Source organism: Facklamia sp. P12950 (genome assembly GCF_050409465.1).
Lineage (GTDB): Bacteria > Bacillota > Bacilli > Lactobacillales > Aerococcaceae > Facklamia.
In genome coordinates, this window is record NZ_JBNUPK010000001.1 from 240,067 (window position 1) to 257,212 (window position 17,146).

Annotated in this window: 16 protein-coding genes, 1 other RNA gene, 1 riboswitch and 1 other annotated feature (1 of these 19 cut by a window edge); of the genes, 8 read left to right on the forward strand and 9 right to left on the reverse strand. The window is 35.0% G+C overall.

Translation table 11 applies throughout. The features are described 5' to 3' along the window. Nucleotides 1–53: 53 nt before the first annotated feature. The 4 genes from ACQV2Q_RS01280 to ACQV2Q_RS01295 all read right to left on the reverse strand — a co-directional run bounded on the left by ACQV2Q_RS01280 (nt 54) and on the right by ACQV2Q_RS01295 (nt 4,979). Nucleotides 54–3,143 carry a transglycosylase domain-containing protein gene (locus tag ACQV2Q_RS01280; protein ID WP_428881704.1) on the reverse strand — a complete coding sequence of 1,030 codons (3,090 nt, stop codon included), beginning with the start codon at nt 3,141–3,143 and terminating at the stop codon, nt 54–56. Between the two features lie 26 nt (nt 3,144–3,169). After that, nucleotides 3,170–4,141 (reverse strand): rhodanese-related sulfurtransferase, encoded by a 972-nt coding sequence (locus ACQV2Q_RS01285; RefSeq protein ID WP_428874653.1) that lies wholly within the window; start codon nt 4,139–4,141, stop codon nt 3,170–3,172. Nucleotides 4,142–4,421: 280 nt separating this feature from the next. After that, nucleotides 4,422–4,661 carry a hypothetical protein gene (locus ACQV2Q_RS01290; protein ID WP_428881705.1) on the reverse strand — a complete coding sequence of 80 codons (240 nt, stop codon included), beginning with the start codon at nt 4,659–4,661 and terminating at the stop codon, nt 4,422–4,424. A 3-nt stretch (nt 4,662–4,664) separates the two neighbouring features. Beyond that, entirely contained in the window at nt 4,665–4,979 is a 315-nt protein-coding gene (locus ACQV2Q_RS01295) for a hypothetical protein (protein ID WP_428881707.1), read from the reverse strand. A gap of 49 nt (nt 4,980–5,028) precedes the next feature. After that, nucleotides 5,029–5,126, reverse strand: a riboswitch (THF riboswitch). A 96-nt stretch (nt 5,127–5,222) separates the two neighbouring features. Between ACQV2Q_RS01295 and ACQV2Q_RS01300 the strand changes: the two genes are divergently transcribed. Together ACQV2Q_RS01300 and ACQV2Q_RS01305 are read left to right on the forward strand one after the other, a co-directional pair. Further along, nucleotides 5,223–6,146, forward strand: a complete 924-nt coding sequence (locus ACQV2Q_RS01300; protein WP_428881708.1) for a diacylglycerol/lipid kinase family protein — start codon at nt 5,223–5,225, stop codon at nt 6,144–6,146. Between the two features lie 71 nt (nt 6,147–6,217). Continuing rightward, on the forward strand, nt 6,218–6,652 hold the full coding sequence (locus ACQV2Q_RS01305; RefSeq protein ID WP_428872988.1) for a DUF2187 family protein: 435 nt from the start codon (nt 6,218–6,220) through the stop codon (nt 6,650–6,652). A gap of 64 nt (nt 6,653–6,716) precedes the next feature. Here the strand turns inward: ACQV2Q_RS01305 and ACQV2Q_RS01310 are convergent, their stop codons facing one another. Further along, nucleotides 6,717–7,682, reverse strand: a complete 966-nt coding sequence (locus ACQV2Q_RS01310; protein ID WP_428881709.1) for a hypothetical protein — start codon at nt 7,680–7,682, stop codon at nt 6,717–6,719. Between the two features lie 40 nt (nt 7,683–7,722). Between ACQV2Q_RS01310 and ACQV2Q_RS01315 the strand changes: the two genes are divergently transcribed. After that, complete coding sequence (locus ACQV2Q_RS01315) at nt 7,723–8,163, forward strand: ribonuclease HI family protein (RefSeq protein ID WP_428874657.1); 441 nt, start codon at nt 7,723–7,725, stop codon at nt 8,161–8,163. Here the strand turns inward: ACQV2Q_RS01315 and ACQV2Q_RS01320 are convergent. From ACQV2Q_RS01320 to gpsB, 3 genes are all read right to left on the reverse strand, one after another. Next, entirely contained in the window at nt 8,139–9,266 is a 1,128-nt protein-coding gene (locus ACQV2Q_RS01320; RefSeq protein WP_428881710.1) for a THUMP domain-containing class I SAM-dependent RNA methyltransferase, read from the reverse strand. The two genes, ACQV2Q_RS01315 and ACQV2Q_RS01320, sit on opposite strands and share 25 nt — an antisense overlap. A 99-nt stretch (nt 9,267–9,365) precedes the next feature. Then, nucleotides 9,366–9,743, reverse strand: an RNA gene (gene rnpB, locus ACQV2Q_RS01325) — RNase P RNA component class B. 11 nt (nt 9,744–9,754) lie between these two features. Then, nucleotides 9,755–10,090 (reverse strand): cell division regulator GpsB, encoded by a 336-nt coding sequence (gene gpsB / locus ACQV2Q_RS01330; protein ID WP_428872992.1) that lies wholly within the window; start codon nt 10,088–10,090, stop codon nt 9,755–9,757. Nucleotides 10,091–10,342: 252 nt separating this feature from the next. Between gpsB and ACQV2Q_RS01335 the strand changes: the two genes are divergently transcribed. The 5 genes from ACQV2Q_RS01335 to dtd all read left to right on the forward strand — a co-directional run bounded on the left by ACQV2Q_RS01335 (nt 10,343) and on the right by dtd (nt 15,511). Next, nucleotides 10,343–11,296, forward strand: a complete 954-nt coding sequence (locus ACQV2Q_RS01335; RefSeq protein ID WP_428872993.1) for a 50S ribosomal protein L11 methyltransferase — start codon at nt 10,343–10,345, stop codon at nt 11,294–11,296. 3 nt (nt 11,297–11,299) lie between these two features. Continuing rightward, on the forward strand, nt 11,300–12,073 hold the full coding sequence (locus ACQV2Q_RS01340; RefSeq protein WP_428874660.1) for an RsmE family RNA methyltransferase: 774 nt from the start codon (nt 11,300–11,302) through the stop codon (nt 12,071–12,073). A gap of 1 nt (nt 12,074) precedes the next feature. Then, a complete protein-coding gene (gene deoC, locus ACQV2Q_RS01345) occupies nt 12,075–12,719 on the forward strand; it encodes a deoxyribose-phosphate aldolase (RefSeq protein WP_428881711.1) in 645 nt (214 codons plus the stop codon). A 141-nt stretch (nt 12,720–12,860) separates the two neighbouring features. Further along, complete coding sequence (locus ACQV2Q_RS01350) at nt 12,861–15,059, forward strand: RelA/SpoT family protein (RefSeq protein WP_428872997.1); 2,199 nt, start codon at nt 12,861–12,863, stop codon at nt 15,057–15,059. Nucleotides 15,060–15,067: 8 nt separating this feature from the next. Then, nucleotides 15,068–15,511 carry a D-aminoacyl-tRNA deacylase gene (dtd, locus tag ACQV2Q_RS01355; protein ID WP_428881713.1) on the forward strand — a complete coding sequence of 148 codons (444 nt, stop codon included), beginning with the start codon at nt 15,068–15,070 and terminating at the stop codon, nt 15,509–15,511. Between the two features lie 21 nt (nt 15,512–15,532). On the opposite strand, the gene ACQV2Q_RS01360 is transcribed toward dtd, so the two are convergent. After that, nucleotides 15,533–16,945, reverse strand: coding sequence for an N-acetylmuramoyl-L-alanine amidase (locus ACQV2Q_RS01360; protein WP_428881714.1), 1,413 nt, complete (start codon nt 16,943–16,945; stop codon nt 15,533–15,535). 186 nt (nt 16,946–17,131) lie between these two features. Then, nucleotides 17,132–17,146, forward strand: a binding site (T-box leader); it runs 176 nt beyond the window's last position.

Sequence of the window (17,146 nt, forward strand, 5' to 3'; positions counted from 1 at the left end):
GCTATGAGATTTTAACTCATAGCTTTTTATTATAGAGCCTTTATTTTGCAAAATTATTCATAATATACTTCTTCAGTAACAGTCTCGCTATTTTCTGGTTGCGCCGGTATTAGATTACCATTTTCATCTGTGCTTTCAGAACGAGACTCATCATCCTCATCCGTTGTTTCTTCAGCAGAGGTCGTTGATGTTGTCTTTTCCTCAATAGATTCCATATAAGCATTCCAAAAACGTGCAGTATCTTGATCACTAGCGTTAAACATGAAGTTATAAGAGAGTGGAGCAGCAGGATTTGAATTTTTAAACAAATCTTGTTTAATAGGGCCATTTAGACTAGCAATTCGGTTATTATAGGTAATGTTTCCAGGTAAAGTTCCTGTCATTGCTACAATATTTTGGCTAACAACGGAAGCGGGTTGTGCAAAGACTTCATTAGATCCAAAAATATCAGGTCGAACTCTGAATAAGGCGTTGGCGATATTAGCCCAGTATATTTGTGAACGAACCGATTCATTGCCAAGTCCATCATCTGGGTTAACAAAGTATTCATAATATTGTGAATCATAGCCTGCCCATGTACCAATGGTAACAGAAGGAGTAGAGGCAATAAACCATAGATCTTTAGCATTCTCACTAGTTCCGGATTTGGCAATCCAGTCTCCTGGAACTTGCAGATTAGCTTTGGCATATTGTCCTGAACCGAATTCGGTTGTATCCCTTAAAATATCTACCATTAAGTAGTTTGTATCCTCACTAAATACTTTTTGTGGCTCTACTTCTTGTTCAAATACAGTATTTCCAAATGAATCGACAATCTTACTGATAATATGCCCTTGAATATAATAACCATTATTGGCAAAAGTTGAAAAAGCAGATGTTTGTTCAAAAACAGTCGGTCCGGTATTCACTCCACCAATGGAAAAGGCTAGGTTGTATGTTTCTTCTTGATCATATGCAAAGCCATCTTTAAAGCCCATGAGTTCAAGATAATCATAGACTGGTACGTTTTGCTGTATAAGCCCTTGATAAATTCGAATAGTTGGCAAATTCAGTGACTTAGCTAATGATTCTCTGGCAGAGATAAACTTATTAGAAATTGATTCGCCGTAGTTGGTCGGTTTCCACTCAGTTCCATCGGGATAAGTTTCTACAAATGGTGTATCGGGTACAATTGTGGCAGGAGCAATAAGATTATTCTCAATTGCTGGTGCATAGACTGCAAGTGGTTTGATGGTTGAACCAGGAGAGCGGCGAGTGGCAAAGGCATGGTCAATTTGATTATTATCATAATCGGTCCCAGCCACAAAGCCCAGTACTTTTCCACTAGTGTTTTCAATCACCACAACACCAGTTTGAATATTTTCAACATAATAGATTTCTTCACCGGTACTAGGATCTGTATAAACCCCATCATAGCTTACTCCTAATGAGTCTACGTTTTCTTTAGCAGTTTCTTGTAATTGATCATAAATTTCTTTATCAATAGTTGAATATACTTTGTAGCCCCCGGTACGCAGCTGGTTTTCTGCTTCAGAATAATATTGATTATACCATTCAATGTCTTGTAAAACATCGCTCATCTGATTTCCATCGTCATTGACATTAATTTCCATTAATTTCTTAATGGCTTCATTCATGACGGTTTGATACAGGTAGGATTGGCGTTCGATTGGACGATTTTCAGGTTTAATAAAATCTTTACTAATATCATAATCAATCGCAGTTTCGTATTCTTCTTTAGTAATAGCCTTGTTACGATACATACTGAATAGCACAGCTTTCATTCGATTGATACCAGGATTGAAATCCTCTCTAAGTGAACTGTTATAGTTATAAGGAGTATAGTTATAAGGATCTTGAGGCAAACCAACTAAAAAGGCAGCTTGAGCTAAATTAACTTCATTTGGTTCTTTGCCGAAAATGCCTTCAGAAGCTTCACGAATTCCCGCAATATTATCTCCTTCATTATTACGGCCAAAAGGAGAAACATTGAGATAAGCGTTTAATATTTCGTCTTTGGTAAAATATTTTTCAACTCTTAAGGCCAAGAGAATTTCGTTAGCCTTTCTAAAGAAAGTAACATCATTTGTTAATAACTGCTGCTTAACTAATTGCTGAGTTAATGTTGATCCTCCAGTACCAGACCCGGTAATAAGCGTTTGAAGCACTGCTCTAAGTGTTGATTTAGGGTTAACACCATAATGCTCATAAAAAGCTTGATCTTCAATGGAAATTAAACCTTCTTTAATATAGGGTGAAATATCTTCTAAATTAGTAACAGATCTAACGACGTCCGATCTTATATCAGCAATAAGGTCGCCAGAGTCATAATATAAACTAGATTGTTGTTCGACTTGATTAATAGCTTCAGCCATCTCTTGTTTACTTGGTGGAGTCGTATCAGATACTAATGAAGTGAAGTAGCCTAATCCAACACCTGATAAGAGAAAGCCAAAAAGAAGACCTACAACTACAAAGTAGATGAATAGACGTCTAAATACATTAAAGATAATCGAAAGGACTAAGGAAATTTTTGAAAACCGGTCAAGACCTTCCAAAGATAGTTGACTACGCACTTCTTTTTTTCTTTTTCTTCTTTTATCAAGGTAAGTCTGAAAAAGATTTTTATCCGTTGAGTGGTTGTCACTTTCACTTTCAGTTTTTTGATTTGACTTCTGTTGAGGTCTGTTTGATTCTATAGCGTCTCGACTGAACTTACTAGATTTATTACTGCTAGTATGATTATTAGTCTTATTTTCTAGCTTTAAATCAGTGTCAGTTTCAGTTTTTTTAATAACTTTCTTTTCTGAGCGATCTTTTTTAATCGATTTATTGTGTAAATTGCTTACTGACTCACCTATAGGAGTTTCTTTTTTGACTTTAAGCGATTGATAATGATTAGAAGAAAACTGTCTTCTATCCTCATTTGACTGAGGAATAGCCTTATCAAAATTATTAAAGCTCTTATTTTCAAGTTCACTAATTCTTTTCAATCTTCTTGCTCGAGCTTCTTCGCTATTAACATAGTTAGAAGATTTCTGGTCGATTAATCTTTGCCGCCTTTGATTGAGATTAGGCTTACTATCTTTTAAATGATGACCCTCCAAAGGTGGCAGATGATTCTTGCTTTCTTTATTAGTCATTTCATTATCCCCTTTATCGGCTTAAATTATGCAGAATGTGTTTTACTTAAGCTTTCTCCAATTGCATTTAATCTTTCTTCCCATTCTTCTGTGGAAAAGTTATGTTCAGCGACATAGCGGTTTCGAGGATGACGACGACAGGCCTCACTACATCCACGTAAATACTTATCTTCATTTGCTTTAGAAGTCAATATTTGTTCATTACATTCTGGGTTTGCACAATTTACGTATCTTTCACATGGTGTTCCATCAAAATAATCTTTTCCGACTACTGTAGGATTTACTTGATTAACTGGGACAGCAATACGTTCATCGAAAACATACATCTTACCTTCCCAAAGCTCACCTTTAGTTTCAGGGTCTTTTCCATAAGTATCAATACCACCATGTAATTGCCCCACATCTTTAAAACCTTCTTTAAGTAACCAACCTGAGAATTTCTCGCAGCGGATACCACCTGTGCAATAGACAACAACGCGTTTGTCCATAAATTTTTCTTTGTTTTCTTTCACCCAGTCAGGAAGTTCACGGAAATTACGAATTTCAGGACGGATCGCACCCTTAAAATGACCTAAATCATACTCATAGTCATTACGAGTATCAAGAACAACTGTATCCTTGTCAAGTAGAGCATCTTTAAATTCTTTAGGGGATAGATATTGTCCTGTAATTTCATGTGGATCAATATCATCATCTAAGTTTAAAGCTACAATTTCTTCACGCGTTCTCACAGACATCTTTTTATGCGCATAATCATCAGCAAGATCTTGTTTAAACCATAAATCTTCAAAACCTTCTAGTGAATGAACATAGTCCATATACTTTTGTGTTTGATCTAGGGTGCCTGAAACGGTTCCGTTTATTCCTTCTTCACCGACTAATACGCGCCCCTTTAAACCGATACGACGGCAAAACTCTAAGTGTTCTTTGGCAAATAATTCAGGGTCTTCAATTCTTTGATATTTGTAATATAACAATACACGATAATTTTTCTTCATAGTATACCTCCTGTAGTTGCAAGCTACATTTATTTTCATATCTTCATATTATACGTAAATATAGTAAATGTCACAAGTTTTTACAATTTTTAATCTGATTGTTAAATAAGTTTACTAGTATTTTTTTGATTTTTTGAGTGAAGTTTATAATATTTAGTACAGTAAATTTTCGTTAATAAAAAGGGCAGAAGCTTAAACTTCTGCCCTTTTTATTAATTTTATAAGATAATTCATAAATAGTAAGTAGTGCGTTACCTACCTAAAAGAGCTACCATAAAGTTTAAAATTGGAATTTTTTGATTAAACGATCAATTACAGGCAATTTTAGGATAATCACTAAAATAATTGTGTTCAATGGAAGAGAAACAGCGTTTTTAGCGATACGAATTGGCATGAATGCTGCCCAAGCTTTACCTTGCATCATTTTAATCCATAGAGATCCAAATCCTAAGTTTACAATAAAGGTTACTAAAACAACTGCTATAAGAATATTTTTCCAATTACGTTCTTTACGCCACAAAAACTAACCATAAATGAAACCAGCTAAACCGGCACTAAAGGTATAACCGAAGAAGAAGCTATAGCCATTTAGAAGAGCAGTGATAATGTCATTAGCTACCGATATAACGATAGCCCACCATGGACCAATTATAGCGCTGGAAATAGCAGTACCGATAAAGCCAACTCCAATTTGGGCAATTTCACCTACTCTAAACGCTGGTATATAAGCTAACATAATACGAAACGCTAATAATAAAGCCATGGTAGTTAATTGTAGGGTGGTTAGTTTTCCTTTATTACCATATGAAATAATACGACGGGAATCAGGTTTTTGCATAAAAAATACGCTCCTTTTTTTGACAAGAGAGCGCTACAATTAATATTAATGCAGCGAATGCAAAGATAGTATCGCAAGAATAAATTCTTTTCGTTTGTTGGCCACATCCCATCCAACAACACTTGACGTTCTATCTTTTACTCTGTCTAATGATATACATCAGTGTAACTTACTTTCAAAGAAATTGGAAGGGAAAATCGTTTAGGAGGACTTGTGGTATAATGTAAAAAAAGGAGGGTTAATATGAAGAGCGTTTTAATCATCGCTAATCCAGGTTCAGGTAAGGGTAAGGCCAAAGCATATGCTGAGCAGTTAGCTGATTTACTAATTAATACATACGATGCTCAAGTCAAACACCGAACAACTGAAAAACCTCAAGATGCCTATGATTGGGCAAAAACTACCCCTGCAGATGAATACGACACTATTATTTGTTTGGGCGGTGACGGCACTATTAAGGAAGTGGTATCCGGTTTAATGGAGAATTCACAACCACCTCATTTTGCTTTTTTACCTTTGGGGACTGTAAATGATTTAGCAAGATCTTTAGGAATCTCTCTAAACCCAGTAAAAGCCATTAATCAATTTAAATCTTTAGAGTTAAAAAAATTGGATATCGGGCAAGTTAACGAGCAGTATTTTGCGAATGTTCTTGCGCTAGGAGCTATTCCTTCAGCAGTATTTGAAACTGAATCTAAAGTAAAAAATAAGATTGGGGTATTAGCTTATTTATTTGATGGCTTTAAAGCGATGTTTGAAGAGGAAGATTTTGATTTAGACATTAGTGTCGATGGAAAGGAATCTCATCACCTTAAAACCAATCTTATATTATTAACACTCACTACTAGTGTGGGAGGAATGGAAAATCTTCTTTCACAAGACCAGCTATTTGATGGATTGGGTCATCTTTATGCTTTTAAGGGTTCATTGGCTATATCAAGTATAGCTACTTTTATTGAAGAGAAAGGCTTGCCTCGACACGAATTAGATAATGAGTCCATCTTGTCGTTAAAGGGTAAAACATTCGATATTAAACTCGCTTCCTTGAATGAAGAACGTGAACTAAAAGCGAACATTGATGGCGATAAAGGCCCAAGTTTACCATTAAAAATTAAGATTCATAGTCAAGCACTTTCTGTATGGGTTCCAAAGGTAGAGAAAGAGTAACCTTTAGAATAAAAAAGAAAAATGTGGTATAATAACAATTACAGAGGGCAATTTAAGAAAAGAGGGATAACGTGTCGAAAAAAATTTCAGATGGGCAACGAAGTCTAATTGAAAAGGAGTTAAGACGCGGGACAAGCAAGTCACGTATCGCTTCGCTATTAGATGTAGATTATGAAACGGGTCTTGAAATGATTGAATCAGTAAAGTTAGCAATTCGACCAGAAATAGGGGATAAGATTACTTTCAAATTTAGAGAAAGTAGCATGACAGGAATAATTACAAAATTGCTTTCTAATAGTGCTGTTGTAGATATTTATTGGCAAGAATCAGATATGATGATGCAAGATATTATTGAAGAGAAGACCATAGTTAATTTCAAAGATATTATTGATTTTATATCCTTACCACCACAAGAAGAGGATAAGCATGTCATTCTTGATCCACAACCTACCGTGCACCATAAAAACACCAAGGAAAATGATACACAGTCAGAAGAAGAGAAGTAAAATTAGAGCGAGTCTACTATAGACTTGCTCTAATTTATTTAGAAAGTTTTCTTTAAATTTCTATCTATAGACTTAGTTGTTTGATTTCATCGATAGCCTGTTGGAGAATTTCATCCATTCGCTCATTTTGATCGGATTCTTCACTTTTTTCTATATGGTAATAACTTAAAAAGCTATTAAACCATGCAACAGGGTCTGAGATTTTTTCTTTGATAAATGGATAGTATACCATCACCAATAAATTTATTTCTTCTAGTAGACCATCATAAATATGAGGATTATTATTGACCGTATAATCTTCAAGAAGAGCTTTTATTTGTAAATAGGTCGAATCTTCTTTATAAGGGACTAGAGATAGGCTATCGATGATTTTAATTTCTTCAAACCATGTCAGTTTTAGATGGGCCTGGTAATTTCGAACTATATAATGATGCAATATATCACTTTTAACGAATTGACTTATCTTTTTGTCAGCCAATAATGCAGTCAAGATTGGATGTTTAAGGGAGTAATCTAAACTATAGAAGTTTTTGATTTCTTTTAAAAGTTCATATAAGGTTAGTTCTTTCAATTGTTTCAACTTTGAATCTAACCCCTTCGTATTTATAAGGAGTTGAAGTTCTTTAGAAAGAGCTTCTTTTTCTTTAATTTTTTCAATTTGTTTAACAATCAAAGAGATATCCCATTTTTTTTGATCAAAATATTCTTTGATTTCATATAACTGAATCAATAGTTTTTGATGAGAAAAAAGATAAGGTAAAGAATGAACATAAAGTATCGCTAATTCATAGTCAAGGTCTTGTATGGAGTGGTCTGAAAGAAAATTTTGCCATAACTTTTTGACAGCTTGACTTTTATTTTGAATAATATGAATAGAAATTAGTTCTTTAAACACTTTAAGGGAAGGTTCTATCTGATAGCTTTCTTTCAAAAAGTTAGATGCACTTGCATAATCATTTTGTTCAAGCGCATTCATGGCTTTGCGATAGAAATATTCGCTCTTATTTGGCATATGAATAAGATCTGTCAATTGAGGAGACTCCTTTCAAAATAGAGAGGGTGAAAAACCTATGTGGATACAAATTGATGCCGCTTTTGATCCTAAAACTAAAGAAGCGGGCCTAGCTTTTTTGGTATTCAATGGTGAAAAAGTTGCTACTTTTAAATTTTATATTAATGAATGTCTGGATAATCACCAAGCTGAGTTTTTTGCTTTAAGATTAGCTATGCAATGGATCAAGCAAGAAAAATTAAAAACAGATCAACTCATTCAAATTAAAACCGATTCTAAGATTGTTTTCCAATCGATTGAAAAACGTTTTGCCAAAAAAGACTATTTTAGCAAGCTTTTAAAAGTTATTCTCTTTGAAATGGACCATTATCCTTTACTTTTTCTAAAATGGATTCCTGAAAAAGAAAATCGAGCAGCTGATCAAGCAGCAAAACAAGCCTTACGTAAACAAGGGAAAGTAAAGACTTTAGACCCTTATTTATTTGTAGACCAAAATTGATAATAATTTACTTTTAAGGCACCGTTATATAACTTGCGTTTTTTGCTAGCTTTTTCACCATAAAATTTCTCAAATGAGTCATCACTTGAGAGAATATACTTCGACCAAGTGGTCATCAAACGGTAAATAGTACCCATGTCCTGGTATAGTTGGTGTACCTTATCTTCATCTAGCAAGCGGTCTCCATAAGGAGGGTTGGAGATTAAAATGCCATATTCTTCATTCGGACGGTAATCTGTTAACTGCATTTGTTTAAAAGTAATATCTTCTCCCACACCGGCATTTGCTGCATTTTGCTTGGCGATTTTAATCATTCTTCCATCTATATCGCTTCCAAAGATATTGAGTTTTATTTCATGGTTAATTTTTTGACGTGCTTTTGTTTTTTCCTTTGACCATACTTCTGGATTAAAGAACTCCCATTTTTCTGCTGCAAATGACCGATTTAATCCTGGAGCAATATTGCGTCCCATTAAGGCAGCTTCAATTAAAATTGTTCCAGACCCGCAAGTTGGATCATAAAGAGGACGGTCAGGGAACCAAGTAGTCAATTTGACTAAAGCTGCTGCCATATTTTCTTTTAGAGGCGCGCCACCTTTTTCAGTTCGATAACCTCGTTTAAATAGACTGCTTCCACTTGTGTCTAAAGTAATCATCGCCACATCTTTTAGTATCGATATTTCAATAGGGTAGTAATCACCTGTTTCGCTCAAAGGCATTTTACGAGCATAGTGATCCATTAGCCGTTTGGCAATGGCTTTTTTGACAATTCTTTGACAGTTAGGGACAGAATAAAGTTTTGATTTCACCGATTTACCTGAAACAGGAAATTCTCCATCCATGGGTAAGAGGTCTTCCCAGGCAATCGCATAGGTTTGGTCAAACAATTCTTCAAAAGAGGTTGCTTTAAATTCGCCAACCACTACTTTAATTCGATCAGCTGTTCTCAACCATAGGTTTGTTTTAGCAATATCTTCTGCAGTTCCTTTAAAGCGCACGCGACCATTCTCTGTTTGTGTTTCATAGCCTAAATCCTTGAGTTCTTGATTAGCTATTCCCTCGATACCTGCAGCTGCTGTAGCAATTAAGTGATATGTTTTCATGGATAATCCTTCCTTTTAAAAAAACACGATTCAACAAGCTTTTAGGCTCAGAATCGTGTTGTTGACTATACGCATCTATAAATACCTATATTAGTAAATTTCGATAAGCCATGTTCTGTCAATATTTATTCCATAGGCAAGAATAAATAAAGGGTAATCATCTATCTACAAGATAACTTGTCTCTCTTTCAGTTAAGCAATGCTTACGCATTTTCCCATACAGAGAGTGCCCCTACCAAATTTGGGTTGCTCGCTCGAGGGGTTTACCGCGTTTCAGCTTTTTGTTTCCAAAAAGATCGTCTCTGTGGCACTTTATGAATTACTTATTCTTAGCTAAGCCTTAGAATATTCACTCGCCGTTCACCTTAAGGCTACCTTAGCTTATTGTTTCGCTAAGCACGAACACTACAAGCGTTTCAGCTTGTGCGAGCATGGACTTTCCTCAGCCAAATGAATTGACCGCGATTACCTGAAATTTACTATGATCATTAATTTTGACTATACTCTGTGTTTGAAATTTTGGCTCCGAAAACATGTTTTTCTAAGTTAGATAAACGTTTAAGGATATCAAAGTTGGTTACGCCAGAACCTGGAGTTGTTGAAACGTTTTTCTTAGCTAATGATAACTGCTTAGTTAATTCATCTATTTTAGCAATGAGTCGCTCATTTTCATTCTTTAAGAACACTACATCTTTTTGATAAGAATCATAGTCACGAATAATACTATCGAGATACTCATCGACTTCAGCAGCATTATAGCCACGCATGGAACGAGAAAATTCTTTTTGTAAGATATCTTTTGCTGTTAAGTTTTTTTCTGCCATGAAGTTCACCTCGTTTATTAGCTTTTATATTAAATAGAATATCAACTACTATTTTATCCTTTTCTTTTGAAAATTTCAAAAAAAGTTACAAATATTCTAAAGTCTATTATTTATTATTACATGCCCTTATTAAAATAGCTAGACTTAATCTTGAAAAAATAACTTCTTTTGATTGAAAAAAGATAAACAGTCCTCCATAATGTGAATAAGCTCAGCTTTAAATTTTTTAGATGCATTGACTGGGGGGGTTTAATGACTCATTGGACAAAAGTGACTATCTATCTTGAAACTAAGAAGCCTGATGAAGTGGAATATGTTTCTCATCTCTTATTTGAGTGGGGGGCGAAAGGGACGCAGCTTATAAATGTCGATGGATATATGGAAAATAAAGAAAATTTATTTGGAGAAATTCCTTTAGCTCCATCCCTTAAAGAACAAGATAAACGGGGGCTTGTCTTAGGTTTTTTTGAACAAGATATAGAAAAAGACTTGTTCGATAGTTATTTAGAAGATAACCTTTATTTCGATTATAGTTGGGAAAAAGAGCCGATTGAAATGGAAAATTGGCAAAAAAATTGGATGAAAAACTACCGAATTCAAGAAATTTCACGATTTATAAAAGTTGTTCCGGTATGGGATGCTTATTCTCCAAAATATAAGGATGAGAAAGTTATTTATTTAGACCCAGGAGTTGCCTTTGGAACAGGTGATCACCCGACAACCCGACTCGGCGCGCAAGCTTTAGAAATGGTTATGCGAGGTGACGAGAAAGTTTATGATGTTGGAACGGGATCTGGTATCCTTGCATTGATAGCTTTTGCTCTCAGCGCACAAAAAGTGGTGGGATACGATCTTGATCCTCAAGCAATCGCAGCTGCTAAACAAAATCTTACTTATCAAAAATGGCAAAATATGGGCTATTCTGATGATTTTCAACCACCTATATCATTTCATGTCAATGATTTATTAAGAGGTGTTGAAGAAAAAGTAAATATCATCATGGCAAACATCCTACCTCATATATTACTCAAGCTCTATCAGGATGCCTATCAGCTTTTAGAAAAGGGTGGCTATCTCATTCTTGGAGGCATACTGACTGAGAAGGCAGAACAAGTAATCGATTCTTTATCAACAGATCAGTGGGAAATAATCCAAATTAATTATTATAAAGGATGGGCTGGTATCACGGCTCAGAAGAAAGAGTGAGTTATGCATCAATATTTTATCGATGATTCGAATCAAATAGTAGAAATTGGCAAGAAAGTTGTTTTGAATCCATCAGACAGTCATCATTTGGTCAATGTTTTAAGGGCTAAGCAAGGGAAGGAGTTAATAGTTGTATACGATCAAAAGAAGTATCTAGCTTCTTATCTCAAAAAAAAGAATGATTATGCTCTATTAGAAATCATGTCACCCTTAAGTGAGACTCTCAGTCAAACGGAGTTACCGGTCGAGGTAGTTGTAGCTTGTGGTTTATCCAAAAATGACAAAATGGATTCAATTGTTCAAAAAGCTACAGAATGCGGCATGAGCAGCTTTCAACCATTAGCTTTAAAACGTGATGTAGTCAAATGGGACCAGAAAAAAGCTGGTAAAAAAGTTGAAAGACTACAAAAAATTGCTGATAGTGCTGCAGAACAGTCAAAACGTTTAAAAAAGGTTGAAGTTAAGCAGCTTTTAAATTTAAAAGACTTTGTTAATCAGTATCGTACTCATGACATTAAACTAGTGGCATTCGAAGAAAGTGCTAAAGAAGGTCAACACCATCTGTTAGCCAAAATATTAAAAAATATCGAAAAGAATAAAAAGATAGTTATGGTATTTGGATCGGAAGGTGGATTAGAACAACAAGAGGTATCTTTCTTAGTAGAAAATGGCTTTGAGATTTGTAGCTTAGGTCCAAGAATCTTACGGGCAGAGACGGCACCTATTTATCTTTTAAGTGTCCTATCATATGTCACTGAAATTGAAAGGGAGTTTTAAAATGGAATTAAATAAATATATCGATCATACTTTATTAAATGCAAATGCAACCAAAGACCAAATTAAGCAAATTTGTCAAGAAGCCTTGGAATATCAATTCATGTCAGTTTGTATTAATCCAGTATGGGTTACTTATGCGAGTGATTTGTTGAAGGATTCAGACGTCAAAGTCTGTACAGTGATTGGTTTCCCTTTAGGAGCGAATACTTCATCTACTAAAGCTTTTGAAGCAAAAGAAGCAGTGAAAAATGGGGCTAGTGAAATTGATATGGTAATCAATATCGGAGCGGCTAAAGCTGCTGATTGGGAAACAGTAGAAGAGGATATCCGTCAAGTCGTTCAAGCTGTTCCAGAAGAAATTATTGTGAAAGTTATCATCGAAACTAGTTTACTTGAAAAAGAAGAAAAAGTGAAAGCTTGCCTTGCAGCCAAAGCAGCCAAAGCAGATTTTGTTAAAACTTCCACTGGCTTTTCAATAGCAGGAGCTGTGAAAGAAGATATTGCTCTAATGCGTTCGACTGTTGGTGAAACAATGGGAGTCAAAGCTTCTGGAGGCGTTGGCGATAAAGAAACTGCATTAATAATGATTGAAGCAGGCGCAAACCGTATTGGTGCTTCTAAAGGGATTAAAATTGTTTCTGAATAAAATTTTAAAACAACTGTGTCTTTCGACCAGTTGTTTTTTAGCATAAGCTAAGATTGATAGTATTAAAGAGGCTAATATTGTTTTATAGTGAGTATTTAAGTTATAATAGTAGAAAAATTATCTAGAAAGAGTGGTGATAATATGGGTAGAAATGATGTCTATACTGGTGAAGAAGTTATAGCAATTTGTCGATCTTATATGAATGACAGTAAGGTAGCTTTTGTAAAAAAGGCATTAGCAGTAGCAACCAAGGCCCATGAAGGGCAAGAACGTCTCTCAGGAGAACCCTATATTAATCATCCAATTCAAGTAGCAGGTATTTTAGCGAATATTAAATTAGACCCTGATACAGTAGCTACTGGCTTTTTACATGATGTAGTGGAAGATACGGACTACACTTTGGAAAAAATCCAGGAAGAATTTTCAGAATCCGTCGCCTTCTTAGTAGATGGCGTTACTAAACTCGGTAAGATTAAATTTCAAAGTAAAGAAGAACAATTAGCAGAAAATCATCGTAAAATGTTGATTGCCATGGCTAAAGATATTCGTGTGGTAATGGTTAAATTAGCTGACCGTTTACATAATATGCGCACTTTGAAATTTCAAAAACCCCACAAACAAATTGAAAAGTCTCAAGAAGCATTAGATATTTATGCACCCTTGGCTGAACGAATTGGTATGAGTGTCATTAAATGGGAATTAGAAGATATTTCTTTAAGATATATTAATCCTCAAGCCTATTATGATATTGTCCATCAAATGGACCAAAAAAGAGATGAGCGCGAAGAATATATTCAAGTTGTCATTGATCAGATAAAAGATGCGATTGACGAACTGTCCATGGACTCTACTGTTTATGGAAGACCGAAACATATTTATTCCATTTACCGTAAAATGGTCGATCAGAAAAAAGAGTTTGATGATATCTATGATTTATTAGCGGTTCGCGTTTTAGTCGATTCGATTAAGGATTGCTACGGAGTCTTAGGCATTATTCATACAAAATGGAAGCCGATGCCAGGACGCTTTAAAGATTATATTGCTATGCCTAAAGCTAATATGTACCAATCAATTCATACGACTGTTATTGGACCTCAAGGCAAACCTGTTGAAGTTCAAATAAGAACGCACCTTATGCATGAAGTGGCAGAGTACGGACTAGCAGCTCATTGGGCCTACAAAGAAGGGAAAACAGTCGATGAGCAACCACGAGATAACATTCAACAACAGTTAAAATGGTTTCATGATATTGTTGAGTATGAAGATGATGCAGGGAATGCTAGTGAATTCATGGAATTTATTAAAGAAGATGTTTTTAAAGATCAAGTTTATATCTTTACTCCTAAAGGCGACGTCTTTGAATTACCATTAGGTTCAGGTCCAGTCGATTTCGCTTTCCATATCCATACTGAAATAGGAAATAAGACGGTTGGAGCAAAAGTTAATGGTAATATCGTTCCTCTTAATTATCGCTTGAAAAATGGAGATATTGTTGAAATATTAACCAATCCGAGTTCTGTTGGCCCTAGCCGTGATTGGCTCAAGTTTGTTAAAACTTCTAAAGCACGCAATCGGATCAAACGTTATTTTAAAATGCAAGAGCGTGAGAAAAATAGCGAAATTGGACAGGAAATACTTGAAAAAGCCCTGAAAGAAAACGAAACATCTTTAAAAATAGAACTTAAAAAGAACAAAGAAAAAGACTTACTTGAGAGATTTAACTTCAATGAGATGGAAGATCTTTATGCTTCTATCGGCTTAGGAGAAATCTCACCGACTTCTATTATGCATTTTTGGAATATTAAGAAAGTCGACAAAAATGTAAAGCTATCTAATGTCATTTCTAAAGATAGGGAGACCGACTCTAACAAAGAAAAAGTAGGAAATGAAAAAGGATTAGTGGTTGACGGCGTTGATAACTTAATGATGCGACTTAGTCGTTGTTGCAACCCGGTTCCCGGTGATGAGATAGTTGGTTATATAACAAGAGGCAGAGGCATTTCTGTTCACCGCAAAGATTGTTCCAACTTAAAAAGTGAAATTGAATTGGATGATCGAACGATTGCAGTGCATTGGTCCGAAGAAAAGCAAGAAGAACATGAGTATGAAACAGAAATACAAGTCATTGGTTTTGACCGATCGGGTATGATTAACGACGTTTTAAACGTTGTCAACCATACGGTCAAAAACCTTAAAGCAGTCAATGGGCGCATTGATGATCAAAGTCAAGCCATCATCAAACTTAAGGTTTTAGTTGCTGATACACAACAATTACATGAATTAATTGTTAAATTAAAGAACATCCCAGATGTTTACGAAGTTAAACGTCAAGGCAATTAGGAGGTCAAATGAAAGTAGTTATTCAAAGAGTGAACCATGCCAGTGTAACAGTTAATGAAGAAGTAGTAGGAGCCATTAAAGAAGGACTTCTACTTTTAGTCGGATTTGGACCTGAAGATACGGTTAAAGACTGTGAGTATTGTGCTAGAAAAATTGTAACTATGCGGATTTTTGACGATGAAGAAGGAAAAATGAATTTATCGTTGAAAGATACTGGCGGCAGTATTCTCTCAGTCAGTCAATTTACCCTGTACGCTTCTTGTAAGAAAGGGAATCGCCCTAGCTTTACCAATGCTGCAAAACCAGACCAGGCTGAAGAATTATACCATTATTTCAACCAAGAGATTGACAAAAAAGGTTTTAAAGCTAAAACAGGTATTTTTGGAGCTGACATGAAAGTTGAATTTGAAAACAATGGACCTGTTACAATAATTTTGGACTCCAATGAGTAAACAATACCCCTGATAGAGACCTTATCTATCAGGGGTATTTATTTCTAATTGATTTCCAACTTGATTAAAATAAGTTGAGAGTCCTTCAGTAATAGCATCAGCTAATTTTTGATGGTAGTCATCCGTTAACATTAACTCCAAGTCTTCGCTGTTTGTAATATAACCGAGTTCGAGCAAGAGGGAGGGGACGGTATTTTCGCGTAAAACATGAAAGTTTCCATACTCCACACCCAAATTAGGTCGACCAGATGTTATCAACCCAGAATGTAAGGTCTTCGCAAATTCTTCGTCATTTAAATGATAGAAATATGTACGAACACCTTTGACCTGAGTGTCATAGGAGGAATCGAAATGTAACGAAAGAAATAAGTCTGGCTGTTTTTGGTTACTGATTTTAACCCTTTCAGCGAGGTCTAAAAATTGGTCGCTTTCATTAGTTAAGATAACTTTAGCCCCGAAAGCTTCAAGTGTTTTCTTTAATACTTTAGCAATCTTATAGGTAAAGCTTTTTTCAGCATACTTTTGATCTTTACTCAATGTACCTGGGTCTTCTCCACCATGGCCAGGGTCTAGCATGATGGTCGCTTGTTGGAGTTCAGATTTAATAGGTAGAAAGCGATGGTCAATTGAATAGTAAGGCTCAGATAGAGAGAAGGAATCAATATATCCTTTAACTCCTTGACTATCTTCTACGTAGTAAAATGATTCCTGAGGACTATATTCAACATAATCAAGCCTTGTAAATTCTTGTAGGTAATTCGTTTGATAAATCATATTAGAAAAAAAGTCTGCTTCTTCTAATAAGTATTCTTCTTTTTTGCGCATGATAAGCTTGTTTTTCAAGCTTTCTTTTTCTTTTTCTTTTTTATTAATTCTGCTATCTAAAGCATTCTTTTCGGCAATTAAACGCTCCGCGTCTTGTCGATTCAATAATTCTATCTCGTTTATGTTTACAAAGGCTGGTTTACCTTGATAATTAACTTGAGCCCAATTTTTTTCTATATAATTAATAGGGATGAGGCTTTCCTTAGGAATATTTGAGAGAATAGGACTTTTAGAATCAGCTTTTTGATAAAGAGCCGTTGATTTTTCAAAAGAGGCTGCTAAATCTTGGTCACTTTTAAGTTCCTTGTTTTCGATTAGCCACTTGGGTAACCAACCTTCAACTTTCCCTTGATAGCGTACTTTAAGCCAACCGGTTTGTTCTTGAATAATTTCAATAGGAAAGTCAGGATCAATTTCGGTTAAAACCTCGGAATTAGTAGTTGGAAAAGAGTGCAGAACGATTCCTTGACGATCAATTGGTAAAGCTTTTAAATTGCTAAGATTAACAATTCCCCATACTGTTATGACGCTAATTATAAGTGTTAATAAGAAAGGAGTAAGTCGCTTTTTAGTTAAGTGTTTCAAATTTTTGGTCCAAACGATAGCCATCCTATATTCCTCCACTATTCCTCTATTAATTGCATTATAGTTGATTAATTGAATTAAAGGTCAACTCTAGATGGACTGTTACACAATAGTAACTAGATTGTTAATCATTTGCTATAAAGTAAACTAAAGAAGAATTTTAATTCAACTTGACAAATCAATCATCATTGAGTAATCTGAACATAATTAATCAATTCGGTGAAA

Bases quoted from the DNA above. Each gene is read 5' to 3' on its own strand.
- ACQV2Q_RS01315 (WP_428874657.1), top strand. From the start codon at position 7,723: ATGTGGATACAAATTGATGCCGCTTTTGATCCTAAAACTAAAGAAGCG.
- deoC (WP_428881711.1), top strand. From the start codon at position 12,075: ATGGAATTAAATAAATATATCGATCATACTTTATTAAATGCAAATGCA.
- ACQV2Q_RS01280 (WP_428881704.1), bottom strand. From the start codon at position 3,143: ATGACTAATAAAGAAAGCAAGAATCATCTGCCACCTTTGGAGGGTCAT.
- gpsB (WP_428872992.1), bottom strand. From the start codon at position 10,090: ATGGCAGAAAAAAACTTAACAGCAAAAGATATCTTACAAAAAGAATTT.
- ACQV2Q_RS01320 (WP_428881710.1), bottom strand. From the start codon at position 9,266: ATGAAAACATATCACTTAATTGCTACAGCAGCTGCAGGTATCGAGGGA.
- ACQV2Q_RS01295 (WP_428881707.1), bottom strand. From the start codon at position 4,979: ATGCAAAAACCTGATTCCCGTCGTATTATTTCATATGGTAATAAAGGA.
- ACQV2Q_RS01285 (WP_428874653.1), bottom strand. From the start codon at position 4,141: ATGAAGAAAAATTATCGTGTATTGTTATATTACAAATATCAAAGAATT.
- ACQV2Q_RS01360 (WP_428881714.1), bottom strand. From the start codon at position 16,945: ATGGCTATCGTTTGGACCAAAAATTTGAAACACTTAACTAAAAAGCGA.
- ACQV2Q_RS01335 (WP_428872993.1), top strand. From the start codon at position 10,343: ATGACTCATTGGACAAAAGTGACTATCTATCTTGAAACTAAGAAGCCT.
- ACQV2Q_RS01300 (WP_428881708.1), top strand. From the start codon at position 5,223: ATGAAGAGCGTTTTAATCATCGCTAATCCAGGTTCAGGTAAGGGTAAG.
- ACQV2Q_RS01340 (WP_428874660.1), top strand. From the start codon at position 11,300: ATGCATCAATATTTTATCGATGATTCGAATCAAATAGTAGAAATTGGC.
- dtd (WP_428881713.1), top strand. From the start codon at position 15,068: ATGAAAGTAGTTATTCAAAGAGTGAACCATGCCAGTGTAACAGTTAAT.
- ACQV2Q_RS01350 (WP_428872997.1), top strand. From the start codon at position 12,861: ATGGGTAGAAATGATGTCTATACTGGTGAAGAAGTTATAGCAATTTGT.